Source organism: Streptosporangium sp. NPDC049046, from assembly GCF_040649155.1.
GTDB lineage: Bacteria > Actinomycetota > Actinomycetes > Streptosporangiales > Streptosporangiaceae > Streptosporangium.
The window spans coordinates 170,959-195,104 of record NZ_JBEZEZ010000019.1 but is presented as its reverse complement, the minus strand read 5'-3'; the positions used below and the strand labels follow the sequence as shown (position 1 = coordinate 195,104).

The window sequence follows — 24,146 nt, the reverse complement described above, 5'->3', positions numbered from 1 at the left end:
ACAAGATCGTGGACTCTTGGTGCGGTGATGAGAAATTTGCCCAGGTTAAAAACAGTTTTCGGCCTTGACCTGAATCTCCCGAGTGCTGCAACCTAATGCAAGCGATCCCAAAAAATGACTACAACATTGATCTACGGGGGTTCCATGGACCGCGACGACGTCACCTGGCGCGGCTACTGGCCGGCCGCGCCCACCCCCTTCACCAGCGAAGGCGGGCTGGACGAGGACGCGTGGCGCGCGCTGCTCAGGCTCTACACCGCCCAGGGCGTGCACGGGGTCCTGGTCAACGGGAGCACCGGTGAGTGGTTCAGCCAGAGCGCGGCCGAACGCCGCAGGGTCGCCGAGATCGCGGTGTCCGAGCTCTCCGGCAGGGTCCCGGTGGTCGTTGGTGTCACGGCGTACACCGCCGAGGAGGCGATCGGGTTCGCGAGGCACGCCGCCGAGGCGGGCGCGGACGGCGTGCTCGCGACGCCCCCGCCGTACGTGCACCCGGGGCCCGAGGACATCCTCGCCTTCTACCGGGAGGTCAGCTCCGCGACGGAGCTGCCGTTCATGGTCTACAACTGGCCGCGCGGGGTGGCTGTCGATATCTCCGCCCACGCCGGTCTGATGTCCAGACTGGCCGACCTGGACAACGTGGTCGCCATCAAGGACAGCACCGGTGACTGGCTGCGGATGCTCGGCACCGTGGAGGAGGTGAGCGACCGGGTTCGGGTGTTCGGCAGCTTCCTGCACCGGCGTGGCCTAGCCGTGCTGCTTGAGCTGGGCGGGGACGGGAACATCGACGGCGGCGGCATGGGCGCCCCGTTCGCCGTCCCCTACTACGAGGCGGTCGCGGCGGGGGATCGCGAGGCGGCGCGCGGCTGGGTCGACCGGTACGCGGGGCTCTCCTCCCGGCTGATCAATCCCGACTACAGCGGCGTGTACGGCGCGCCCATCGCCCAGCTCAAGGCGGCCATGGCGATGCTCGGCCAGCCGGGCGGGCACGTCCGCCCGCCGCTCCTGCCGATCGCGGATCCGGAGAGGCTCGACGCGATCGGCGCCGTGCTGAAGGAGTCAGGCCTCGTCGAAGCCCTTTCCGGGGACGCCGGGGGCACCGCCTTGGGGCGGGCCGGGCGATGACGACGGAGCGGAACCGCACCGGTCGGCAGGCCGGCCCCGGCCGGGCTCCGCGAACGGAGATCGTCGTCGACGGCGATTCCGTGCGGGCCGTCGACGGCATCAGCCTCGCTGCGGTCCTCGTCGGCGAGCGGCGGTGGAGCCTGCGACGCAATCCGGTGGGCGGCGACCCGCGCGGCCCGTTCTGCGGGATGGGCGTGTGTTTCGAGTGCGAGGTGACCGTGGACGGGCGTCCGGGGGTCCGTGCCTGCATCACCAAGATCTATGCCGGAATGCGGGTCGAGACGGCCGCAGGGGGAGAGGTTCCGCATGACCGCTGAGCGCGGCACGGCCGTGTACGGCGAGGTCGTCGAACGGGATGTCGTGATCGTCGGCGGTGGTCCTGCGGGGCTCAGCGCCGCGGCCCGCCTCGCTTCCGCGGGGCTGGCCGTGACGATCCTCGACGAGCAGCCGGAATTGGGCGGGCAGTACTACCGGCGGCCCGCGCCCGCGGTGGCGAGGCACTGGGGCGACCATCGGCCCGAGGGCGGCCGGCTGATCGACCAGGTGCGCGCGGCCGGCGTCGAGTGCCGTACCGGCCATCTGGTCTGGGGCGTGGACGACGACGGGCGCACGCTGCTCGCCTCCGACGCCGCCGAACATCCGGTGCGGTTGCGCGCCCGCCGTCTCGTGCTGGCGACCGGCGCCTTCGAGCGGGTGTTTCCCTTCCCCGGCTGGCAGCTTCCCGGAGTGACCACCCCGGGCTTCGCCCAGCACCTGGCCGCGAGCGACCACACCACCATCGGGGACCGGGTCGTCCTGGCCGGTTCCGGGCCGTTCCTGCTGCCGGTCGCCTGCTCGCTGATCGAACTCGGCGTGAGCGTGGCGGGCATCGCCGAGGCGGGCAGGCCGTACCGGCCGAGCCTGCGGGCGCTGGGCACGCTCGGCCACCCCGCGCGACTGCGCGAACTGGCCTCCTACGCCGCGCGGCTGGCCCGCGCCCGGGTGCCGATCTGGCAGGAGACCGTCGTGCTCCGCGCCGACGGCCGCGACCGGGTCTCCTCGGTGACACTCGCCGCCGCGGCCAGGCCCACGCGCCCGGTCCGCACCGTCGAGGTGGACGCGCTCTGCGTCGGGTACGGCTTCCGTCCCCAGACCGACCTGGCCCGCATGCTGGGCTGCGAGGTGCGGATCGACGCGGCGAGCGGGGACGCGGTGCCGGTGACCGACGCGGCGGGACGCGCCTCCCGGGCCGACGTGTACGTGGTGGGCGAGGCGGCGGGGATCGGCGGGGTGCACGCGGCGAGGGCCAGAGGGCTCGCCGCCGCGCACGACATCCTGGCCCGTGAGACCCGTGTGACCGTGCCGGTGTCCGAGGCGCGGCGAGTGGTGTCGGCCAGGCGCCGTCTGGCACGTTTCACCGCGCTGACCGACTCCCTCTACCCGGACCCGGCGGCGCTGCTCGCCACGCTGGCGCCCGCGCTGCCCGCCGACACCATGGTCTGCCGCTGCGAGGCGGTCCGCGCGGAGGAGATCCGCACCACCGCCACGGGAAGCGCCGACGGCGACCTCAATGCGACCAAGGCCTGGACCCGCGCGGGAATGGGCCCCTGCCAGGGCCGGGAGTGCGGATTCGCGGTGGCGGGACTGGTCAGGTCCGTCGCGCCCGACCAGGGCGCGGGCGAATCACGGGTGCAGGTCTTCCCCTCCCGGTTGCCGGTGCGCCCCGTTCCTCTCACCACGCTGCTGGAGCTGGCCGGACCGGAATCGCAGAAAGGCGACGCATGAGCACGCGGACCGCGGACGCGGTGATCGTGGGAGCCGGGGTGCTCGGCGCCTCGGTGGCGAGCCACCTGGCCCGCAGCGGCCATCGGGTGCTCGTCCTCGAACGAGGTGCCCCGGGCAGGGAGGGCTCCGGCACCACCGCCGGCAATCTGCACATGCAGGCCGTGCACACCAGGCGCCCCGGTCAGAGGGTACCGCTGGACAGCGCGCGGTTCCTACCGCTGCAGCGTGCCGCGAGCGACCGCTGGGAGACGCTGGAGGAGGAGCTGGAGACCTCGGTGGAGGTCCGCCGCACCGGTGGCTTCACCGTCGCGGAGACCGAGGAGCAGTGCCAGGAACTGCGCGACAAGCACGAATGGGAGGCCGCAGCCGGGATACACACCGAGATCCTCGACGGGGACGCCGCGCGGGCCGCGCTTCCCCTTCTCGGACCGACGGTGGCCGCCGCCACCTGGTGTGAACTGGACGGCTACGCCAACCCGCTGAAGGTCACCCCCGCCTACCTGGACTCGGCGGCCAGACACGGCGGCCGGACCGTGGCGTTCGCGCCGGTCCGGCGGATCACTCGCAACGGCGACGGCTGGCGGGTGGTCGCCGGGCGAGGCGCCGCCGAGCAGGTGGTGGACACCCCCGTGGTGGTCGATGTCGCGGGGCCCTGGCTGGGGGAGATCGCGGCGCTGGCCGGTATCACGCTGCGGATGACACCCGTGGCGATCCAGATGCACGCCACCGTGCGCTCCTCGGCCACCATGTCCCACCTGGTCCAGCACATCGGCGAGGGACTGTCGGTGAAGCAGGTCGCCGCGGGCAACCTGCTGATCGGCGGCGGCTGGCCGGCCCTGCGCATGGACCTGGCCGGCCGGAGCGCCACCAGCCTGGACAGCCTGGTCGGCAACGTCGCGCTGGCGGTCCGGGTGCTGCCGTTCATCCGGGACCTGCGGCTGCTGCGGATGTGGGCCGGGCCGCTCGCGGCCACGCCCGACGAGATGCCGGTGATCGGCGAGGTACCCGGCGCCCCCGGGTTCTACGTGGCGGGAGGCACCTACGCCTTCAGCTTCGCCCCGCTGTGGGGGGAGACGCTGCGCTGCCTGATCGAGGGGAAGCCGCCGCCGGTCGACGTCTCCGACCTCGGTCCCGGCCGGCTGATGGAGCGGCGAAGTCAGGAAGACAACGGCCCAGAGCAGGAAAACCACCAGGACAGAAGGAGTAAGCGGTGCTGACATCACCTCGACTGCGGCCCACGTCGGAGCCCGAGACCCTCTGGTTGACCGGTGGGCACGTCGTGGACGTCCGATCGGGACGGATCCGCAGGAACGCCAACGTGCTCGTCGCGGCAGGCCGGATCGAGAAGATCACGACGGACGCCCCGCCCCCGGGAGCAGAGACCGTCGAGCTGGGCGGCAGGTACCTGATGCCCGGCCTGATCTCGGTGCACACCCACCTGTCGGTGCTCTACCCCTTCTCCGCCACCGACGAGTCGGAGAGCCCCGGGCTGAGCGCGCTGCGCGCGCTGTCCCGGGCACAGGACGCCCTCGTCGCGGGGGTCACCACGATCCGCTGCGTGCACGAGCAGAACCGCGCCGACCTGCTGGTGCGCACCGCCGCCGACCAGGGCTGGGTGGCCGCGCCGCGAATCGTCGGAGCGGGCCGGGCCATCTCCACCACCGGCGGCCACGGCAAGGGCGCCGACTGCTCCTACGCCGACGGGCACGACGGCTTCCTGCGCGCGGCCAGGCAGGAGCTGGACGCGGGCGCCGACCTGATCAAGATCTTCATCACCGGTGGCATCGCCCACCAGGGCGAGTCGTTCACCGGCGCGCAGATGACCGTCGAGGAGATGCGGGCCGTGGTCCGCGCCGCCGAGGAGCACGGCAGTTACGTGACCGCGCACGCCGGCGCCGGCTCGGCGATCCGCGAGGCGCTCGCCGCCGGAGTTCGCGGCTACGAGCACGCCTACGACCTGGACGACGACACGGCCAAGCTGATGGCGGACCGGCGGGTGTTCCTAACCCCGACCCTGTGCGTCACCCGCTGCCCCGACTGGATGGCCGAGCACAGCTTCACGCCCTGGCAGATCGAGCGGGCGGTGGAGGTCGGCCCCGGCCACCTGGACAGCATCCGGCGGGCGGTCGCGGCAGGCATCGCCGACCCGGACGACCCCGGCGCGCCCGGCATCACCATGCTCGCCGGTACCGACTACCCGCCGGGCGAGCCCATCGAGGACACCGTCGTGGCGGTCCGCGAGATGGAGTTCCTCACCGACGCGGGTCTCAGCCCTCTCCAGGCGGTACGGGCCGGCACGTCCGAGGCCGCGCGCCTGGTCGGCCTGGCCGGCCAGGCCGGCGCCGTCGAGGAAGGTTACCTCGCCGACCTGATCGTCACCGATCGCGATCCGCTGAGCGACGTCTCCGCGCTGCGCCGTATCCCCTTCGTCATGCAGGCCGGCCGGATCGTCCGCGACGACCTGCCGGTCGTCCCCGCCCCGCAGCAGGTCCCTGGAGGCGCCCTGTGAACTCCCCCGACACTCCGGCCGGCCGTACCCGCTTCGCCGTGGACATCGGCGGAACGTTCGTCGACGCGATCGCCTACGACGAGGAGACCGGAGAGATCCGGCTGCACAAGGCCTCGACCACCCCGGGCGCTCCCGCCCAGGGCGTCCTGGACGCGGTGGGGGGTCTCGCCACCCGGCTGGACGGGGTGGAGGCGTTCGTCCACGGCACCACGCTCGGCCTGAACGCGATCCTGCAGCGCCGCGGCGCGGACCTCGGCATCATCACCAACGAGGGCTTCAGGGACCTGCTGGAGATCGCCCGAGCCAACGTCCCCGGCCAGCACATGTACGACTTCTCCTACGCGCCGCCGCCGCCACTGGTGCCGCGCCGCCGGCGGATCGGCGTACCCTGCCGGATCGACGCGCAGGGCGACGTGGTGCAGGACCTGGACGAGGACGCCGTGCGCGAGGCAGGCCGGATCCTGGTCGAGGAGCAGGGACTGGCCTCGCTCGCCATCTGCTTCCTGCACTCCTACGCCAACCCCGAGCACGAGCGGCGGGCGGCGCGCATCCTGCGCGAGCTCTACCCGAACGTGTCGATCTCGGTCTCCACCGACATCACCCGCGAGTACCGCGAGTACGAGCGGACCAGCACCGTCACCCTGGACGCCTACATCCGGCCGGTGCTGAGCGACTACATCGGCACCCTGGAGGCGAGGCTGACCGAGGCGGGACTCACCCACCCGCTGCACATCATGCGCTCGGGCGGCGGCGCGATGACCGCGGAACTGGCCCGCCGCGCCCCGCTGATGACCGTGCTGTCCGGCCCCGCGGGGGGAGTGGTGGGCGCCTCCTTCCTGGCCCGCGAGCAGCGGCTGCCCAAGCTGATCTCCTTCGACGTCGGCGGCACCAGCGTGGACTGCTGCGTCATCGAGGAGGGCGAGCCGGGCGAGGTGCACGAGGCGGGCATCGACGGCTTCCCGCTGCTCATTCCGATCTTCGACATCCGTACCGTCGGCGCGGGCGGAGGCTCGATCGCCTGGATCGACGAGGGACTGCTCAAGGTCGGTCCGCACAGCGCGGGCGCCGTGCCGGGGCCGGTGGCCTACGGCGCGGGCGGTACCGAGCCGACCGTCACCGACGCCGCGCTGGTGCTCGGCTACCTGGACCCCGCCGCGTTCCTCGGCGGCGACATGAGCATCGACGCGGAGGCGGCCCGCGCCGCGGTCGAGGCCAAACTGGCCGTTCCCCTCGGGGTGAGCGTGGAGCAGGCCGCCGCGAGCGTCTTCCGGGTGCTGCTGGCCCGGATGGTCGGCGCGCTGCGCGAGATCACCGTGGAGCGGGCGCTGGATCCGCGCGAGTTCGCGCTGCTCGCCATCGGCGGCGCCGGACCGCTGCTCGGCCCGATGCTCGCCAGGGAGATGGGCATCGCCACCACGATCGTCCCGCAGGTGCCCGCCGCCTTCTCCGCCTTCGGCATGCTGATGTCCGACCTGGAGTACGAGTTCGCCGCCACCGTGCTGCGCTCCCTCAGCGACGAGAGCCTGGCCGTCCTGGAGAGCGAGTTCGCCGACCTGGAGGCGCAGGGCGACGAGGTGCTGTCCGCGCAGGGCATCAAGCCCGAGGACCGCACCCTGATCCGCAGGCTGGACATCCGCTACCACGGTCAGGAGCACAGCCTCGGCATCGACCTGCAGCCCGGTGACACCGCGGCGAGTGTGCTGGCCCGTTTCAACGCCCAGCACGAGGCGCGCTACGGCCACGCGATGGCCGACACCGGGCAGATCCTCACCCTGCGGGTGCGGGCGGTGGGACGGCTGGCCAAGCCGGCGCTGCGCGAGTGGGCGCCCGCAGGCCCCGGTGGGCCCGAGGCGGTCGGCGAGCGGCCCGCCTTCGACGTCGCCACCGGCGAGACCGCCGTGTTCCCGGTCTACGACCGGACGACTCTGGCGCCCGGCCACGAGGTGAGCGGCCCGGCGATCGTCGAGGAGGGCACCTCGACGACGGTGATCTTCGGTGATCAGCGGCTCACCGTCGACACCTACGGACAGCTGCTGGTGACCGGTACCGGAGGAACCCTGTGAACAGCCCTGAGCGTCTGGACGGCGCGACCGTCGAGGTGATCCGCAACTACCTGGTCTCGGTGGGCGAGCAGATGCGCCGCACTCTGGTGCGGGCGGCCTTCAACCCGGTGATCTACGAGGTGCTCGACTTCGGCATCTCGATCTACAACGCCGACCTGGACCTGACCGCCGAGGCCGCGGGGATCACCTCGTTCCTCGGCGCCAACGACCACGCCATCGTCAAGGGCGTGGAGTACGTCGGCCGGGAGAACTTCGCACCCGGCGACGTCTACCTGCTGAACTACCCGTACTGGAGCGGCGCGCACTCCTACGACGCGATGCTCTTCGCGCCGGTCTTCCGCGACGGGCACGAGGGCCCCGCGGCCTACCTCGCGGTGCGCGCGCACTGGATGGACCTCGGTGCCAAGTCCCCGGGCTACGTCCTGGACTCCACCGACATGCACCAGGAAGGACTCATCTTCCCCGGCACCAAGATCGTGAGCCGCGGTGAGGTGGTCCGCGACATCGTCGAGCTCATCCGGTTCAACTCCCGGCTGCCCGACCTGACCATCGGCGACTTCCACGCCCAGCTCGCCGCCCTGCGCACCGGCGAGAACCGGCTGGCGCAGGTCTGGGAGAAGTTCGGCGGCGAGACCGTCGACCAGGCCATCAGGCAGGTCATCGAACACGGTGATCGGGTCGCGCGCAAGGCATTGGCCGCGCTGCCCAACGGCACCTGGACGGCCTTCGACTACTGCGACGACGACGGCATCACCGAGGACCTGATCCGGATGGAGGTCAAGGTCACCATCGACGGCGACCGGATGGAGGTCGACTTCAACGGCTCCGACGGCGCGGTGGCCGGCCCGGTCAACCTGCCGATCGGCTCCACCGAGAGCCTGGGCAAGGCCATCTTCAAGGAGCTGACCACGCCCAGGGAGCCCTCCAACGCCGGACACTACCGGGCATTGGAGGTCAAGGCCGATCCCGGCAACTTCTTCCACGCCGTCTACCCGGCCGCGACCTTCACCCAGTGGAGCGCCATCGTCGCGTTCGAGCTGATCCACAAGGCACTGGCCCAGGTGATGGACTCGATCCCCGCCTCCTCCGGTGGTGACGAGCCGGGCTTCATGGCGCTCGGCCGTGACCCGCGCACCGGCGCGGACTTCGTGATCAGCAACAACGAGGGCATCGGCTGGGGGGCGCGCAAGGACCGCGACGGCGCGAACGCCCAGCAGCACCCCTCCCAGAGCGTCGTCAGGAACACCCCCGTCGAGGTGCTGGAGCACAAGTCCACCGTGTTCCACGAGCGACTGGAGCTGATTCCCGACTCCGGTGGCGCCGGCAGGTTCCGCGGCGGCGTCGGCGTGCTCAGGCAGGTCCGCTACCTCGCCGACGGCGAGGTGCTGTCGATGAAGAAGAAGAGCAAGACCAGGCCCTGGGCGCTGGACGGCGGCCAGGAGCCCGAGCCCAGCGAGATGGTGCTGTGGCCCGACACCGATCGGGCCAAGCGGGTCGGCATGTACAGGGCCGACATGAAGGCCGGCGACCGGTTCGTGAACCGGACCGCCGGAGGCGGTGGCTACGGCGACCCTCTCGACCGCGACCCGGCCGCGGTGGTGGCCGACGTACTCAACGGCTACGTCGGCGCCGAGGCCGCGGAGCAGTCCTATGGCGTGATCGTGGACGGCGACGGCTGGCGGCCCACGCCGGCCAGGGCCGCCCGACCCAAGAGCGAAGGGTAGACGAAAGTGCACCGACCCCCCGCCACCCCGGCGGCACGTGGCCGAAAGCGCAAGCTGGGCCTGACCTCCGTACTGCTCGTCGGCGCGCTGGCCCTCGCGGCCTGCGGCCAGAGCGGTTCGGGCGGCTCCGGCGCCTCCGGTGGCTCCGACCTCCGCAAGCAGACACTGATCATCGCGGAGAACGAGCCGCCGGCCACTTTCGACCCTGTCCAGGCCGACAACTCGACCGTTGACGAGGTGTCCATCCCCGCCTACGACACCCTGGTCAAGTACGGCAAGGGCGGCGTGCTCGACCCCGCCGTGGCCACCGAGTGGACGTTCTCCAAGGACGGCAAGACCCTCGACCTGACGCTCCGCGACGACGTGACCTTCCACGACGGCACCAAGCTCACCGCCGCCGACGTGAAGTACACGATGGACCGGATCACCAAACTCCAGATGGGCGTCGCGTCGCTGCTGACCGCCTACGACTCCGCCGAGGTCGTCGACGACACCCATCTGACGGTCACGTTGAAGCAGGCCTACGCGCCGTTCCTGGGCGCGCTGTCGCGGGTCTACCTGCTCAACTCCAAGCTGGTGGAGGCCAACGCCGGCTCCGACGACGGCCGCCAGTGGCTGGCGGCCAACGGCGCGGGGTCCGGGCCGTACAAGCTGGTCGGTTACACCCCCAACCAGGAGGCCAAGTTCACCCGGCACGACGGCTACTGGGGTGGCTTCACCAACCAGGCCAAGGACGTGGTGATCCGCTACCTGCCACAGGCCGCGACCCAGAAGACGGCGCTGAGCAACGGTGACGTGGACATCGCGATGGACATCGACCCCAACGACTGGGCCGGTCTCGAAAGCGCCGGCTACGTGGTGGACAAGGCCGACACCAACGTGCAGCTCTACACCTTCTTCAAGATGAAGGACTCGCCGACGGCCGACAAGGCGCTGCGCGAGGCGATCACCTACGCCTACGACTACGACCAGCACCAGTCGGCCATCCTCAAGGGCGCGGGCAAGAAGGCCGTCGGAGTGCTGGCGGGCACCATGGCCTGCGCCGACCCCACGGTCGCGCAGGCGGGCTACGACCTGGAGAAGGCCAAGAGCATCCTGGACGCCGCGGGCCTGAAGAACGTCACGCTCACGATGAGCTACCTCAAGGCCACCGCCGAGATGGAACAGGCGGCCACGCTGCTCCAGTCTGACCTCGCCAAGATCGGGGTGAAGGTCGAACTGTCGGCGGTCACCTACCCGCAGTACGTCGAGATGCTCAAGAGCAACGAGACCACGCCCGACCTCGGCATGATCTACGGCTTCCCGCCCTACCCGGACCCCGACTCCGTGCTGCACCTGCAGTTCAACTCGAAGTTCATCAACAACGGGCAGAACAGCGGCGGCTACGACAACCCCAAGGTCGACAAGCTGGTCGAGGACGCTCAGAAGCTGACGGAGGAGGAGGCCCGCTGCGCTCTCTACAAGGAGGCCCAGCAGACCATCGCGGCCGATCACCCCTCGGTCAACATGTCCAACCCGCAGTACGTGACGGTTCACCGCGAAGGGCTCACCGGCTACGCCTATGACCCCGCGCACCACCAGACCGTGGACGTCTACCAGGTGCAGGTCGGCTGACCCGCCGGGCTCGGCGCGAACCTTCGCGCCGAGCCCGCCCATCATCGGAGATCACCACTGAGGGGAGGTACCCCATGGCTCGTTTCCTGCTACGGCGGCTCGTGACCAGCGTCGTCGTTCTGGCAGGCCTGGCCGTCGTCACCTTTCTGATGACCCAGGTACTGCCCGGCGACCCGGCCAGGACCGCCGCGGGGCGTAACGCGACCGCCGAACAGGTGGCACGGGTACGGATCGAGCTCGGCCTCGACCAGCCGCTGTGGCATCAGTTCACGGGGTATCTGGACCGGCTGCTCCACGGCGACCTGGGCATCTCGGTGTTCACCCAGCGGCCCGTGCTCGACGACATCTCGGCCATGCTGCCCTCCTCGGTGGAACTCGTGCTCGCCGCGATGGCGATCAACGTCGTGGTGGCGGTACCGCTGGGCGTGTACGCCGCCTACCGCCGAGGCGGGTCGGCCGACATCGCGGCCCGGCTCATCGCCCTGCTGGGCGCGGCGGTCCCGGTCTTCTGGCTGGGACTCATGCTTCAGCTCGTCTTCGCCGCGGAACTCAGGCTGCTGCCGCTGACCGGCCAGCTCGCCTTCGGCCAGGACGTGCCGAGGATCACCGGGATGACCTCGCTGGACGCGCTGCTCAGCGGGAACCTGGCCGCCTTCGGCGACGCCCTGCAACACCTGGTACTCCCCGCCCTCACCCTGGCCGCCTCGTTCGTCGCGGTGGTGGCCCGCACGGTGCGTTCCTCGATGATCACCACGCTGGACTCCGACTACATCACGCTGGCCAGGGCGACCGGCGCCTCGGAACTCCGTGTGGTGGTACGGCACGGCCTGCGCAACGCCATGGTCCCGGCGAGCACGATTCTCGGCATGCAACTCGGCTGGATGCTCGGTTCCACGGTCCTGGTGGAATCCATCTTCGGCAGGACCGGCATCGGCGCCCAGGCGGTCGCCGCCGTCCTGCAGAGCGACCTCTACACCGTGATCGGCACGGTTCTCGTGATCGGAGTGGTCTTCGTGGTGGCGAACATCGCCGTGGACCTGGTCCAGCTCTGGCTCAACCCACGGCTGCGCAGGACGAAGCGCCGCACGGGCGAGCCGGCCGTACCCTCTCTCGCGGAGGTGAACGCGTGAGCGCCGGCGCCACGGCGCACGCCGGCACGCGCCGCCGTAGCCTGCCCCGCGTCCCGATCGTCGAGCGCGTCGCGGTGACGGTGGCCGTGGCGATGGTGGTCCTCGCCGTCATCGGGCCGTTGATCGCGCCGCACGACCCCTACGCGGTCGACCTGTCCAAGGCTCTGCTGCCCCCCTCGGGCGACCACTGGTTCGGCACCGACGCCAGCGGCCGTGACGTGCTCAGCCGGGTGCTGTCCGGCGCGCGGGTCACCCTGCCCGCCACGATGATCGTGATCGTCGCCGCGGCGCTGATCGGGACCGTGATCGGTACGGTCGCGGCCCTCGGCGGGAAGGTCGTCGACGAGGTGCTGATGCGAATCACCGACATCGGCCTCTCGCTCCCGTCGATCATCCTGGCCCTCGGCCTGGCCGCCGCGCTCGGCTCGGGCCTGCAGTCCGCGGTGATCGCCCTCTCCCTCACCTGGTGGCCCGGCTACGCGCGGCTGGTGCGCACGCTGGTCCGCGACGTCAAGGACGCCGAGTACGTCGACGCGGCCAGGATGCTCGGGGTCTCCAGAACCCGTCTCGTCTTCCGGCACATCCTGCCCAACGCGCTGAACACCCTGTACGTGCAGACCACGCTGGACGTCGCCGCGGTGATGCTGGTCATCTCCGGCCTGTCCTTCGTCGGCGTCGGCGCGCAGGTGCCGTCCGCCGAATGGGGTGCGATGATCGCCGCGGCGGCCAACAACCTCACCAACGGCTGGTGGGCGGTGGCCTTCCCCGGCCTCGCCATCATGCTGACCGCGATCTCCTTCAACCTGCTGGGCGACTGGTTGCGGGTGCGCAACGACCCGACGATCCGCGAGGGGGCCGGCCGATGAAGGACACACCACTGCTCGCCGTACGAGATCTGCGGGCGAGTTTTCCCGGGACCGAGGGGCCGGTGGAGGTCGTGCACGGCGTCGACCTGGAACTGGCCCGCGGCGAGAAGGTCGCGCTGGTCGGCGAGTCGGGCTCCGGCAAGTCGGTCACCGCGCGTGCCGTGCTGCGGCTGGACGCCGACGCCACGCTGTCCGGGCGGATCGAGCTGGACGGCACCGACCTGCTGGCGCTGCCGCCGCGCCGGATGCGCGAGATCCGCGGTTCGGGGGTCGGCCTGGTCTTCCAGGACCCGCTCGCCTCGCTCAACCCGGTGATGACGATCGGCTGGCAGATCACGCAGCCGCTGGTCATCCGAGGGGTGTCCAAGAAGGTCGCCAGGCGGCGCGGTGTCGAGCTGCTCTCCAGGCTGGGTGTGCGCGACGCCGAGCAGCGCTTCGACGACTACCCTCACCAGTTCTCCGGCGGGATGCGGCAGCGGGTGGTGATCGCCATCGCGATCATCGCGGAACCCGCGCTGCTCATCGCCGACGAGCCGACCACCGCACTCGACGTGCGGGTCCAGGCACAGGTACTGCGGTTGCTGCACGAGCTGGCCGACGAGCGGGACATGGCGGTGCTGCTGATCACCCACGATCTGGGCATCGTGGCCGGGTTCGCCGAACGGGTGGTGGTGATGCGCCACGGCCTGGCGGTGGAGAGCGGCCCGGTCGAGGAGATCTACGCGGCGCCCCGGCACCCCTACACCAGGGCGCTGCTCGCGGCCGTGCCCAGGATCGGGGGAGACCTGTCCAGGCCGCTGGCCACCATCGGCTCCGCGGTGGAGACGGCCGAGGAGGGAACGGTGAGCCCGTCGTGAGCGAGCCCCTGCTGCGGGTGCGAAACCTGGTCAAGACGTTCGAGGGCAGGCGGGTGCTGGACGACGTCTCCTTCGACATGATGCCGGGCGAGGTGCTCGGCCTGGTGGGGGAGTCGGGCTCAGGAAAGTCCACCACCGCGCGGTGCGTGGCGCGGCTGACCCAACCCGACTCCGGCCGGGTGGAACTCGGCGGACGCGACGTGCTGGCGGCCGGACGCCGGGAACTGCGCTCCCTGCGCCGCGAGATGCAGATGGTGTTCCAGGACCCGTACTCGTCGCTGAACCCCCGGATGACCGTGGCCGAGCTGCTTGAGGAGCCACTCGCCGTGCACGGCCTCGAACCGGACCGGCGCCGGCGCAGGGAGCGCGCGGCGACCCTGCTGGAGACGGTGAGCATGTCCGCCGAGCACCTGGACCGCTACCCCAGGTCGTTTTCCGGAGGCCAGCGCCAGCGCATCGCCATCGCGAGAGCCCTCGCGGTCGAGCCCCGGCTGCTCATCTGCGACGAGCCGATCTCCTCCCTGGACGTCTCGGTCCAGGCCCAGGTGCTCAACCTGCTCCGGGACCTGCGGCTGCGGCTGAACCTGTCGATCCTGTTCATCGCGCACGACCTGGCGGTCGTCTACTACCTCTGCGACCGGATCGCGGTCCTGGAGCAGGGACGGCTCGCCGAGATCGGCACCCGGGAGCAGGTGTACGAGGCGCCGGAGCACCCTTACACCCGGTCGCTGCTGGCGGCCGTCCCGATCCCCGACCCCGCCGCCGAGCGTGCCCGCCGCGCGGCCGAACCCCAGTACTGAAGGAGGACCCGTGGAGAATCTGCGGATGTTCGTCAACGGCCAGGCGATGTCGGGCGGCAGCCTGAACACCGCGCTGAGCGGCGCGGTGTTCGTCGGACCCGTCGAGACCGCACCCCGCTACTGTTTCTACTCGGTACGCGACGAGTTCCCCGGCCTGTACCCGGTGACCTCCGACGGGCACGTCGTCCCCGGCGAGCTGTACGAGGTGAGCTACCGGATCCTGCGCGAGCATCTGCTGCCGAACGAGCCCGAGGAACTGGAGCTGAGCGTGATCGAGCTCTCCGACGGCAGCGGATCGCTCTCCATGCGGATGCGCGACGAGTCGCTGAGCCTGCCGGGGGTCACCGACATCAGTACGGCCGGCGGCTGGCGCGCCTATCTCGCGTCCGGCCGGACGCAGGGCGCGACCGGATGAGAGACGCCGAGCTGGTCGTGCGAGGCGGCACGGTGGTCGAGGCGGGCTGGTCCGCTCCCGCCGACGTGTTCGTGGCGGGCGGCGTCGTCGTCGCCCTGGCCGAGCCGGGCACACCCGCGCCGGGCGGCGCGGCCGAGGTCGACGCGACCGGGCGGCTGGTCATGCCGGGCGGGGTGGACCCGCACTGCCACGTCGGCTTCACCTCCGGCGAGTTCACCTCACTCGACGACTACACCGCGTGCACGACGGCCGCGGTGTTCGGCGGCACCACCACGATCGTGGACTTCGCCATCCCACGGCCAGGCCAGGCACCCGCCGACGCGGCGTACGCCCAGCGGGCCAAGGCCGATCGGGGCCTGTGCGACAGCGCCCTGCACGCCTGCGTCGTGGAGTGGGACGAGAGCGTGCCCGGCCAGCTCGGCGCGCTGGTCGCGGACGGCATGCCCACGGTGAAGATGTTCACCACCTACCGCGGTGAGACCATGGCGGGCGAGGACACCATCCTGCGGACCATGAGGACGCTGCGCGACCTGGGCGGCATGGTGGTGATCCACTGCGAGGCCAACCACATCGTCGAGGACACCCAGGAGCGGTGCGCGGCGAGTGGCAGGATCGGCGCCGAGCACATGGCCGCGACCCGTCCCGAACTGGCCGAGACCGCCTCGGTGGCCGAGGTGCTGGCCATCGCCGAGTCGTTGTCGGCACCGGTCTACTTCGTGCACCAGTCCACCGCCGAGGCGGTCGAGCTGGTGGCGGCGGCCAGGCGGCGCGGCGTGCCGGCGTTCACCGAGTCGGTCGCCCACCACCTGGTGCTGGACGACGGCAACTATGACGGTCCCGCCCCCGAGCGGTTCGTCTGCTGCCCGCCGCTCCGCTCCCGCCAGGCGGTCGACGCGCTGGGACGCCACCTGTTCACCGGGGAGATCACCACCATCGGCAGCGACCACTGCTGTTACGACGTGGCGCAGAAGGAGTCGCGGCGCACCGACGTGCGGGCCATGCCCAACGGCCTGCCCGGGGTGGAGACCCGGCTACCGGTGATCTTCTCCGAGTACGTCGCCGGGGCCGGGCTGCCCGCCACCCGGTTCGTCGAGCTGACCGCCGCCAATCCGGCCAGGACCAACGGCCTGTATCCGCGCAAGGGCACGCTGATGCCGGGCTCGGACGCCGACATCGCGATCTGGGATCCGGCCGCCCGGTGGCGGGTGAGCGCCGGCGACCTGCACATGGCGACGGACTACACGCCGTACGAGGGCATGACCCTCACCGGCAGGCCGCGGACCGTCCTGGTCGGCGGCCGGGTGGTGGTCCACGACGGCATCCTGGTCGACCCCGTCCCCCGAGGCCGGCACCTGTCCGCAGGGCCGATCTCGCTCACCCCCGCACTGGGGCGCACGACCCCGTGACGACGTCGAAATGCCCGACACAGGCGGTCCCACCGGCGTGAGCCTCGCCGACCCGCGCCCCGAGGCCGCGACCTCGCAGGCCGTCTGATCTCCGTACGGCCTGTGCCGGGGACCGGGTTTTCCAGCACAGGCGCGTGAGAGGCCCCTAGGTGATATCTGATAAATGATCACGGTGGATGCGGTTGGACCATCGTTCGTGGTGCGACGAGGTGAGCCGACCGACAAGGCCTTGGCAACGGATCGAGCCCCTGCTGCCCGCGACGGATGGCCGCTGTGAGCCGATCCGGCCGCGCCTGCCGGGCCGAAGACCCGACGGTATGCGATAATTCTGCAGGTCAGACGGCTTTCGACCTGCTCCCCCCTGGCTGGTGACGGAGGAGCAGGCATGGACATCACGCCCAAGGCGATGGTCATCCCCAAGGAGACCGACCACCTCGAACAGGGCAAGTACGGTCCCGTCTTTCCGCGCACCCCGGCGTGTTACGGGTTCACGATCATCGCCGACGTCAAGCCGGGGCGGGCTGAGGCGCTCAGGAACCACGGTCACACGCTGGCCAAGGCGCTGGAGGCCGATCCGCATCTGCTGGCACCGCTGAAGCTGCACTATCTGCGCTGGGTGCTGTTCGACGACGACAGGCGCTTCATGTATCAGGGGATCTTCGACACCGATTTCGACAAGTACACCGAGGACGCCGTCGCGCTGTTCAGCCGGTCGGGGGTCAGCACGACCTTCGAGAACCTCGTGGGCTTCCCCGAGGACTGGAAGACCAACCCGGAGGCGTTCGTCAGGTTCGTCCGCGAGCACCACTGTCCCAGCTTCATCGAGTACGGGGAGTACCCCTACGTCACCGCAGACGAGATCAAGAAGGCGTTGCGGATCAAGGGCGCCCTGTCGGAGATGCTCGACCAGATGCAGTGAGGACCGGGGAGGCCGGGCCGGTGCCCGGTGTGTCCCGCTGCCGATCGGAGGCCAGATGAGCCAGCCCAGAACCGCCCGCGTCTACAACCAGAACCACGCATCGCGCCCCTACACCCCCGGCGGGCGGCGGGTGAGCATCTACGTGTCGTGGAGCTATCCGGCCGAGGCGGGCAGGAACACGGCCGAGCTCGACAACCGGTTCTCCACGATGACCGAGGTGCGGCGGGTGAACTGGCCGACCTATGAGGAGCCCCGCTGGTCTGATCCGCGGTGTTTCCAGCAGGGCATCGCCGGAGCGCTGGAGCTGTTCTTCTGGGGTTGGGCCCCCTTCCAGCAGTTCGTCGAGGAGAGCACCGGCCACCCCGTGCCGGTGTACCAGCGCATCGACCAGGCCGGTTTCCGCACCGTGCTGGACGAGCGGGTACTGGCCGACACCGACACCTTGTTCGTCTTCGGCCTGGACCACATGGTCACCGGGCAGGACGCCGAGCCCGGGGAGGTCGAGGCGCTGCGGGAGTTCCTGTCCCGGGAGGGAACCTGCCTGGTGCTGGGGCCGCACCACGACGTCGGAGCCTCCGACGATCTGGCCGTGCGCGACGCCGAATACCACCATCACGGTGATGCGCTGGTGCCCCGGCAGCAGCGTTTCGCCTGCTACGTCCGCGGCCTGATGGCCGGATTGGGCGTGCCGGTGGAAAACCGCTACGGGCTGCGGCCCGCCGTACAGGAAAACAAGAAGATCGCACCGCTGTCGATCAACCGGGACCTTGACACCAAGGGGTGGCTGGAGGGGGTGAGCACCTTCAACTTCCACATGCACCTGCCGCACTACGCCGTGACGACCGATGCGCCGGACGTCGTCCACGTGCTGGGCAGGCAGCCGATCGACCCCTCCAGGCCGCCGCACCCGTTCACCGAAGCCGGTAACACCGAGTTCAACATGTTCCTGTGGATGCCTCCCGGCGGACAGCGGGCCGGCGACGTGCTGCTGGCCGACTCCACGATCTTCAGCTCGCTGTTCGGCGGCGATGAGAGCCTGCGCACCTTCTGGAAGAACATCGTCGCGGCGAGGTAACGCCCGGGAAGGCAGGTGGCGGCCGTGACCGCACAGACCCACATCGCACCCGAACTCGACCTGCACGACATCCAGCGTGGGGTGCTCAGCCCCCGGCCGAGCCCGTACGCCGCGACCTACGTCCTGTTCCGCATCGATGAGCGCGCGCACGGGCGGGAGCTGATACGGCGCCTTGCCGCGGTGGTCACCTCGGCCGCCGACACCGTCAGCCCTCTGGGCGAGACCTGGGTCAGCGTCGCGCTCACCTATCACGGTCTGGCGGCACTGGGCGTGCCGCGGCAGTCGCTGGAGACCTTCGCCTGGGAGTTCCGCCAGGGCATGGCCGCCCGCGCCGAAGCGCTGGGCGACATCGGCGACAGCGCCCCGGAGAACTGGGAGAAGCCATTGGGCACGCCCGACGTCCACGTGGTGCTGGTGGCCCTCGCCCCCGACAGCGCCCGCCTGCGGGAGGCGATCGACCGGGCCCGCCCCGCCTACCACGCGCTGCCCGGCATCACCGCGATCTGGCGCCAGGACTGCCACGCGCTGCCCACCGAGACCGAACCGTTCGGCTACCGCGACGGCATCAGCCACCCGGCCGTCGAGGGCAGCGGCATTCCGGGCTCCAACACGCTGGAGGTCCCGCTCAAGGCGGGAGAGTTCATACTCGGCTACCCCGACGAGCTCGGCGGCGTCCAGACCCTCCGGCCCGAGGTGCTGGGACGCAACGGCAGCTACGCGGCCTTCCGTAAACTCCACCAGCGCGTCGGCGTCTTCCGCCGCTACCTGCGGGACAACGCCGCCGATCCGGCGGACGAGGAACTGCTGGCGGCGAAGATCATGGGGCGCTGGCGTAGCGGAGCGCCCCTCGCGCTCAGCCCGGAGCGCGACGATCCCACCCTCGACACCGACCCCTACCGCAACAGCTTCCTCTATCGGCAGGACGACCCGGCGGGCTTCATCACCCCCGGCGGCAGTCACATCCGCCGGGGCAACCCCCGCGACGCGGCGGTGGCGGGCGTGCCGCGGCTGCACCGGATGATCCGGCGCGGCACCGTCTACGGCCCGCCGCTGCCCGACGGCGTCCTGGAGGACGACGGGACCGACCGCGGCCTGATGTTCGCCTTCATCGGCGCGCACCTGGGACGGCAGTTCGAGTTCGTCCAGTCCGAATGGTTGAACGACGGCGTCTTCTTCGGCGGGGGCGACGCGCGTGACCCCGTCATCGGCTCCGGCGACTTCACCATCCCCCGCAGGCCGCTGCGGCGACGTTTGCAGGGTCTGCCGCGGTTCGTCGTCACGCGCGGCGGCGAGTACTGCTTTCTGCCCTCGCTGAGCGCCCTGCGCTGGCTCGGCGACCTCGAAGACTGATCAAAGAACCGGCAGAACAGACGGACGGCACCGCTTCGGGCAGGTCATCCGCGAAAGCCATCGAGGCGGGAGCATCATGGACGCGTTGCATCTGCTGCTCACCGCGATCACGGTGATCTTCATCGCGGCCACCATGTTCGCCGCAGGCCTGGGAACCACTCTGCCGGCGCTACGCGCGATCCTGACCGCCCCCCTGCTGCTGGTACTCGCACTGACGGCCAACCTGATCGCCGTCCCGTTGCTGGGCTGGGGTGTCGCCACCCTGTTCAGCCTGCCCACGGCGGCCTTCGTCGCGACGGTACTGATCGCCTCCTCCCCGGGCGGGCCGTTCGGGGCGAAGCTGGGCATGGTTCAAAAGGGAGACGTGGTCGCGGGCGCGGCGATGCAGGTGCTGCTGGCCGCCGTCGGCAGCCTCACCTTCGGTCCGACGGTCAACGTCGTCCTCACCGCGGCGAACGTCGGCGGGGGCGTCTCCCTGGACGTCGCCGCCCTGGTGCGGACCGTGGCCGTCCTGCAGCTCATCCCGTTCGCCGTCGGGCTGATCACGCGCCACTACGCGCCGGCCATGGCGCGCTCGTGGCATCCGGCCGCGGTGGCGGTGTCGAACATGTCGTTCCTGATCGTGCTGGCGGGCATGCTGCTGGGCAACTGGCGAGACATCGCCGCGCTGACCGGTTCACGCACCCTGCTGGCGGGATTCGTCCTGGCCGTCACGGCCTTCGCCACGGGCTCGCTGCTGGCCACCGGCACACCGCAGCGCCGCAGCACCATGGGAGGCGTCACAGCGGTACGCAACGTCGGTCCGGCCCTGGCCGCCGTCGGTCTCGCCTTCGACGATTCACCGGCCGTGCTGGGGGCACTGGCCGCGTTTTTGCTCAGTGGCCTGGCCGTCTCCCTGCCGATCGCCGCGGTACTCGGCCGCCACCGGGCCGGCGGCGGCGGGACCGGGTGATCTGGCCGGACGGGGCGCATGACACCTGCCGGTCATGGGTCACCGACCTCCCAGATGAGCATAAATACTCATCTGGGAGGAATATCGATATTTGCTGATTCCTTGTTTTGAAACAGATGATTTGCGTGGCCAGAATGCCTGTGGCCCCTGAAAATGGAGAGTCGAGGGGGGTGGTTTTTGATGTCCTTTGCTGGAGGATGGCGTTATGGCGAAAGGGTGGGACGTCAAGGCTGATATCCGTGGAAATGTTGACCTTGCATGGTGGGAACCAAATATTCGAGGTCATCGACTGTTCCCGCGTCCGCTGCTAATGTTTCGCTCGGCCGACGTATTAGCGCGACCGGCGATTTATGACTAATGGCGTAATTCGCCTTACATTCGGCACCGCACGGCGGTTCGACACCTTCGCCGAGCGGGCGGACGTCATCGAGGTCGACGGGGTCGGCATGACCTTCACCAGGATGGAGTGGTGCCATGACGGATGTGACGGTCGTCGGGACCGGCGTGACCGGCTCCGCGATCGTACGGGCCTGCGTCGACTCCGGCCTGGAGGTCTCGGTCTGGAACCGTACGCCGGAACACTCGGCGAGACTCGCGGGAAGGGACGTTCACCTCCACGCGACGGTGGCCGAGGCGATCGAGACCTCCCCGATCGTGCTGCTGTGTCTTCTCAACTACGAGATCACCCACGCGGTCCTCGACGAGGCCGGGGCCGACCTCTCCGGAAAGCTCGTCGTCCAGAGCGCCGGAGGTGTTCCCGACGACGTCGCCCCCCTGCGCGAGCGGGTGGAGGCCGCCGGAGGCAGATATCTGGAGGCCGCGATCCTCAACTACCCGGACGCCATCGGCACCGAAGACTGCTTCACCGTCTACAGCGGGGCGGCCGAGGACTTCAAGAAACTGGCGGGCGTGACCGAGGCGCTGTCCGGCAAGCAGGTGCGCCTGGGCGCCGACCCCGTCTACGCCAAGGCATACCACGTCGTCTCCAGCGCCTTCCACTACGCGTTCCTCAGCGGTTTCCTCGAATGCTCGGCCATCGCGGAGAGCATCGGCGTCCCCCTTCACGAATTCGCGGAGTCCGTGCCGCTCTACGACCCCGCTTTCCGGAACACGATCTGCGTCGGACTCGGCCTCATCGCGCGCCGCGACTACACCTTCGAACAGGCCCCGCTCACCTCGCACCTGGACGTCCTCAACAACCTGGCGGGCATCGCGGAGCGGGCGGGGATCGACCAGTCCTACCTCGCGGTGATGCGCGAACGCGTGCTGAGGGCGATGGAGCAGGGCTACCGGCGCGAGCACGTGGCGGTGCTGACCGAACAGTTCCGTAGCCGCCGAGCGGCCGTCCATAACCGCTAAGGGGAAGCATGCACGGGTTCGAACCGGTTGACGGCAGGGCGAGACGCGGTTTCCCGAGGCCGGGCGCTCCCGGCCCCGGCCTTCCCGACCCGGCCGTCCCCGGTCCTGGAATCCCGGGTCCTGGAGGTCCTGCTCCCGGAGGTCCCGGTCCTGGAATCCCCGATCCCGGAGGCCCGGGTTCCGGAATCCCCGGTCCCGACCCGGGCCTTCCCGGCCCCGGTCCAGCGGGCCCGGAGCTCGGCCCTCGAAGGCCAGGTCGTCCCCGTCCGGGAGCTCCTGATCCCAGCGCTCCCGACCTCGGTATTCCGGGCTCCGGAGCCTCGGGTTCCGTTGCTCTCGGACCCGACCTCGACATCCCGGGTTCCGGGACGTCGGATTCCGTTGTCCTCGGACCCGATCTCGGTATCCCACGTTCGGGTGTCCCCGAATCAGGCGTCCCCGAGTGGGACATGCTCGAAAAGACCCTCCCGGCGAGCTCCCGCCTGTGGTTGCGCAGGCAGTGCCCGCTCGCCGAGCCTCGCCTGCGCCTCGTCTGTTTTCCCCACGCCGGAGGTGCCCCGACCGCCTACCAGGGGTGGCAGGACCTGTTGCCCACCGACATCGAGCTCTCCGCCGTGTGTTACCCCGGCAGGCAGAATCGCGTCGGCGAGCGACCGATCGACCGCATGGAACCTCTCGCCGACCAGGTGTGCCGGGCGCTGCTCCCTCTCGCGGATCGGCCGCTCGCCCTGTTCGGGCACGGTATGGGCGCCGTGGTCGCGTACGAGGTCGCGGTCAGGCTCGCCGGACAGTACCGGATCTCCCCGGTGGCGCTGCTGGTGTCGGCGCACGCGGCGCCGCACCTGTGCGCGGACGACGCGCGAAGGATCCCCGTGGGTGACCGTCAGCTCGCCCAGCGGGCCGCCGCCGCGGACCCGACGCTCCTGCGCTTTCCTGAGCTGATGGACCTGGCGATGATCGCGTTGCGGGCCGACCACGACCTCCTGCACGCCTACCGGCCCGCGTCCACCCCGCCGGTCACCGTTCCGATCACCGGCTACCTGGGGACGGGAGACCCGCGCGTGAGTCACGGGGAGATGCGCGCCTGGAGCCGCGTCGCGGCCTCCGGGTTCGAGCTGCGTACCTTTCCCGGGGATCACCGCCATCCGGAGGACGGGGAGGCGGCACTCGTCACCGACATCGCGGAGCGCCTCGCCGGCGTCGGGGGCGCGAGCGAGACGCTCCCCGAGGACTCGCCCGCTCCTCCCCGGAACGTGTGAGGTTCCCGGCACACTTCGCGCCCTTCCGGACCTCGACCCTGAACGGAGGGGGCGTGGCATCGTCACGGGTGGGGCGCATCCGACGCGGCCGACGTGATTCCACGTCCGCCGGTTACGCCGAAGCGCGTTCCCCCTGAGGCACGCCCGCCCCAGGCACGTCACCCTGAAAATTGTCGGTGCCCGTTGTCAGAGTCGGCAGGGTCAGCGGCAACGTTCCGACCTCGTCCCCCGGAGGTGCACGATGGCACGGCGACGAACACCCGCCAGGACGGCGCGACGGCGGGCTTCCGGCGGGCGAAGATCACGCCGGGGCAAGGACGACAGCGGCCCGTTCCTGTGGATGGTCGCGGCCATCGCCCTCGTCGTGGTCGGGATGTGGCTCGTCGACGTCGTCATCGCCAACTGGCCGCTGGTGATCGGTGGCACGATCGCGCTGATCGTGGCTCTGGCCGGGGCACTCCTGCTGCGTCATCGGGTGATCGAGGCCCGGGAGCGGGAATGGCTGGAGGTCAACGCGCGCCTCGAGATCGTCGACCGGATGACCGGTGACCGGTTCGAGGCCCTCGTCGAGGCTCTGTTGCGGCGAGAGGGCTTTCGCGGGGTGCGCAGGGTCGGCGGCAGCGGTGACGGCGGTGTCGACGTCGTCGCGACCGCGCCCGGCGGCGACCGCTTCGTCATCCAGTGCAAGCGCTGGGGCACCTCGGTCGGTTCACCCCAGATCCGTGACCTCCTCGGCGCGCTTCACGCCTACCCCGGTCATCGCGGTGTGCTCGTCACCTCCGCGACGTTCACGGCTCCTGCCAGGGAGTACGCGGCGGGCACCGACCTGACGCTGATCGACCGCGCGCTGCTCGCCGCCTGGTTCACCGGGTCCTTCACCCTCGCCCCGCCCGAGCGCCGCGCATTCGGCCGTTCCCCGCGGATTTTTCGGTCACTGTCAGACCGGTGAATCGCACTAGATT

General features: G+C 70.5%; 21 protein-coding genes. All 21 read left to right on the top strand.

What is annotated here, in order from left to right; translation table 11 throughout:
* Positions 1-114 precede the first annotated feature (114 nt).
* The 21 genes from AB0B96_RS26470 to AB0B96_RS26370 all read left to right on the top strand — a co-directional run bounded on the left by AB0B96_RS26470 (position 115) and on the right by AB0B96_RS26370 (position 24,133).
* Entirely contained in the window at positions 115-1,122 is a 1,008-nt protein-coding gene (locus tag AB0B96_RS26470) for a dihydrodipicolinate synthase family protein (protein ID WP_362902765.1), read from the top strand.
* Positions 1,119-1,439, top strand: a complete 321-nt coding sequence (locus AB0B96_RS26465) for a (2Fe-2S)-binding protein (protein ID WP_362902763.1) — start codon at positions 1,119-1,121, stop codon at positions 1,437-1,439. The genes AB0B96_RS26470 and AB0B96_RS26465 overlap by 4 nt, the downstream gene beginning before the upstream one ends.
* Positions 1,429-2,886, top strand: a complete 1,458-nt coding sequence (locus AB0B96_RS26460) for an NAD(P)/FAD-dependent oxidoreductase (protein WP_362902761.1) — start codon at positions 1,429-1,431, stop codon at positions 2,884-2,886. Before AB0B96_RS26465 ends, AB0B96_RS26460 begins: the two co-directional genes overlap by 11 nt.
* Positions 2,883-4,103, top strand: coding sequence for an FAD-dependent oxidoreductase (locus AB0B96_RS26455; RefSeq protein ID WP_362902759.1), 1,221 nt, complete (start codon positions 2,883-2,885; stop codon positions 4,101-4,103). Before AB0B96_RS26460 ends, AB0B96_RS26455 begins: the two co-directional genes overlap by 4 nt.
* Positions 4,097-5,395 (top strand): amidohydrolase family protein, encoded by a 1,299-nt coding sequence (locus AB0B96_RS26450; protein WP_362902757.1) that lies wholly within the window; start codon positions 4,097-4,099, stop codon positions 5,393-5,395. The genes AB0B96_RS26455 and AB0B96_RS26450 overlap by 7 nt, the downstream gene beginning before the upstream one ends.
* Positions 5,392-7,458, top strand: a complete 2,067-nt coding sequence (locus tag AB0B96_RS26445; RefSeq protein WP_362902755.1) for a hydantoinase/oxoprolinase family protein — start codon at positions 5,392-5,394, stop codon at positions 7,456-7,458. Before AB0B96_RS26450 ends, AB0B96_RS26445 begins: the two co-directional genes overlap by 4 nt.
* Positions 7,455-9,182, top strand: a complete 1,728-nt coding sequence (locus AB0B96_RS26440; protein WP_362902753.1) for a hydantoinase B/oxoprolinase family protein — start codon at positions 7,455-7,457, stop codon at positions 9,180-9,182. The genes AB0B96_RS26445 and AB0B96_RS26440 overlap by 4 nt, the downstream gene beginning before the upstream one ends.
* 6 nt (positions 9,183-9,188) lie before the next feature.
* Positions 9,189-10,796 carry an ABC transporter substrate-binding protein gene (locus AB0B96_RS26435; RefSeq protein WP_362902751.1) on the top strand — a complete coding sequence of 536 codons (1,608 nt, stop codon included), beginning with the start codon at positions 9,189-9,191 and terminating at the stop codon, positions 10,794-10,796.
* A gap of 74 nt (positions 10,797-10,870) precedes the next feature.
* Entirely contained in the window at positions 10,871-11,926 is a 1,056-nt protein-coding gene (locus tag AB0B96_RS26430) for an ABC transporter permease (protein ID WP_362902749.1), read from the top strand.
* Positions 11,923-12,792 (top strand): ABC transporter permease, encoded by an 870-nt coding sequence (locus tag AB0B96_RS26425; RefSeq protein WP_362902747.1) that lies wholly within the window; start codon positions 11,923-11,925, stop codon positions 12,790-12,792. Before AB0B96_RS26430 ends, AB0B96_RS26425 begins: the two co-directional genes overlap by 4 nt.
* Entirely contained in the window at positions 12,789-13,649 is an 861-nt protein-coding gene (locus AB0B96_RS26420; RefSeq protein ID WP_362902745.1) for an ABC transporter ATP-binding protein, read from the top strand. Before AB0B96_RS26425 ends, AB0B96_RS26420 begins: the two co-directional genes overlap by 4 nt.
* Positions 13,646-14,449: an ATP-binding cassette domain-containing protein gene (locus tag AB0B96_RS26415; RefSeq protein ID WP_362902743.1), complete on the top strand. Its 804-nt coding sequence runs from the start codon at positions 13,646-13,648 to the stop codon at positions 14,447-14,449. The genes AB0B96_RS26420 and AB0B96_RS26415 overlap by 4 nt, the downstream gene beginning before the upstream one ends.
* 10 nt (positions 14,450-14,459) lie before the next feature.
* The gene (locus AB0B96_RS26410; RefSeq protein WP_362902741.1) at positions 14,460-14,864 is read left to right on the top strand and encodes a gamma-glutamylcyclotransferase; all 405 of its coding nucleotides are present in this window, start codon (positions 14,460-14,462) and stop codon (positions 14,862-14,864) included.
* Positions 14,861-16,270, top strand: coding sequence for a dihydropyrimidinase (hydA, locus tag AB0B96_RS26405; RefSeq protein ID WP_362902739.1), 1,410 nt, complete (start codon positions 14,861-14,863; stop codon positions 16,268-16,270). Before AB0B96_RS26410 ends, hydA begins: the two co-directional genes overlap by 4 nt.
* Positions 16,271-16,655: 385 nt before the next feature.
* Complete coding sequence (locus AB0B96_RS26400; RefSeq protein ID WP_362902737.1) at positions 16,656-17,189, top strand: hypothetical protein; 534 nt, start codon at positions 16,656-16,658, stop codon at positions 17,187-17,189.
* A gap of 55 nt (positions 17,190-17,244) precedes the next feature.
* Positions 17,245-18,264, top strand: coding sequence for a hypothetical protein (locus AB0B96_RS26395; RefSeq protein WP_362902735.1), 1,020 nt, complete (start codon positions 17,245-17,247; stop codon positions 18,262-18,264).
* Between the two features lie 24 nt (positions 18,265-18,288).
* Positions 18,289-19,614: a Dyp-type peroxidase gene (locus AB0B96_RS26390; protein ID WP_362902733.1), complete on the top strand. Its 1,326-nt coding sequence runs from the start codon at positions 18,289-18,291 to the stop codon at positions 19,612-19,614.
* A gap of 76 nt (positions 19,615-19,690) precedes the next feature.
* The gene (locus AB0B96_RS26385; RefSeq protein WP_362902731.1) at positions 19,691-20,566 is read left to right on the top strand and encodes a bile acid:sodium symporter; all 876 of its coding nucleotides are present in this window, start codon (positions 19,691-19,693) and stop codon (positions 20,564-20,566) included.
* A gap of 474 nt (positions 20,567-21,040) precedes the next feature.
* Positions 21,041-21,925, top strand: coding sequence for an NAD(P)-binding domain-containing protein (locus AB0B96_RS26380; protein WP_350944371.1), 885 nt, complete (start codon positions 21,041-21,043; stop codon positions 21,923-21,925).
* Between the two features lie 449 nt (positions 21,926-22,374).
* Positions 22,375-23,184, top strand: a complete 810-nt coding sequence (locus AB0B96_RS26375) for a thioesterase domain-containing protein (protein ID WP_362902728.1) — start codon at positions 22,375-22,377, stop codon at positions 23,182-23,184.
* A gap of 241 nt (positions 23,185-23,425) precedes the next feature.
* Complete coding sequence (locus AB0B96_RS26370; protein WP_362902726.1) at positions 23,426-24,133, top strand: restriction endonuclease; 708 nt, start codon at positions 23,426-23,428, stop codon at positions 24,131-24,133.
* Positions 24,134-24,146: the final 13 nt, after the last annotated feature.

Excerpts from the sequence above, each read along its gene's own strand:
- AB0B96_RS26400 (WP_362902737.1), top strand. The coding sequence starts at position 16,656 with ATGGACATCACGCCCAAGGCGATGGTCATCCCCAAGGAGACCGACCAC.
- AB0B96_RS26385 (WP_362902731.1), top strand. The coding sequence starts at position 19,691 with ATGGACGCGTTGCATCTGCTGCTCACCGCGATCACGGTGATCTTCATC.
- hydA (WP_362902739.1), top strand. The coding sequence starts at position 14,861 with ATGAGAGACGCCGAGCTGGTCGTGCGAGGCGGCACGGTGGTCGAGGCG.
- AB0B96_RS26470 (WP_362902765.1), top strand. The coding sequence starts at position 115 with ATGACTACAACATTGATCTACGGGGGTTCCATGGACCGCGACGACGTC.
- AB0B96_RS26455 (WP_362902759.1), top strand. The coding sequence starts at position 2,883 with ATGAGCACGCGGACCGCGGACGCGGTGATCGTGGGAGCCGGGGTGCTC.
- AB0B96_RS26375 (WP_362902728.1), top strand. The coding sequence starts at position 22,375 with ATGCTCGAAAAGACCCTCCCGGCGAGCTCCCGCCTGTGGTTGCGCAGG.
- AB0B96_RS26420 (WP_362902745.1), top strand. The coding sequence starts at position 12,789 with ATGAAGGACACACCACTGCTCGCCGTACGAGATCTGCGGGCGAGTTTT.
- AB0B96_RS26395 (WP_362902735.1), top strand. The coding sequence starts at position 17,245 with ATGAGCCAGCCCAGAACCGCCCGCGTCTACAACCAGAACCACGCATCG.
- AB0B96_RS26465 (WP_362902763.1), top strand. The coding sequence starts at position 1,119 with ATGACGACGGAGCGGAACCGCACCGGTCGGCAGGCCGGCCCCGGCCGG.
- AB0B96_RS26430 (WP_362902749.1), top strand. The coding sequence starts at position 10,871 with ATGGCTCGTTTCCTGCTACGGCGGCTCGTGACCAGCGTCGTCGTTCTG.
- AB0B96_RS26380 (WP_350944371.1), top strand. The coding sequence starts at position 21,041 with ATGACGGATGTGACGGTCGTCGGGACCGGCGTGACCGGCTCCGCGATC.
- AB0B96_RS26460 (WP_362902761.1), top strand. The coding sequence starts at position 1,429 with ATGACCGCTGAGCGCGGCACGGCCGTGTACGGCGAGGTCGTCGAACGG.
- AB0B96_RS26370 (WP_362902726.1), top strand. The coding sequence starts at position 23,426 with ATGGCACGGCGACGAACACCCGCCAGGACGGCGCGACGGCGGGCTTCC.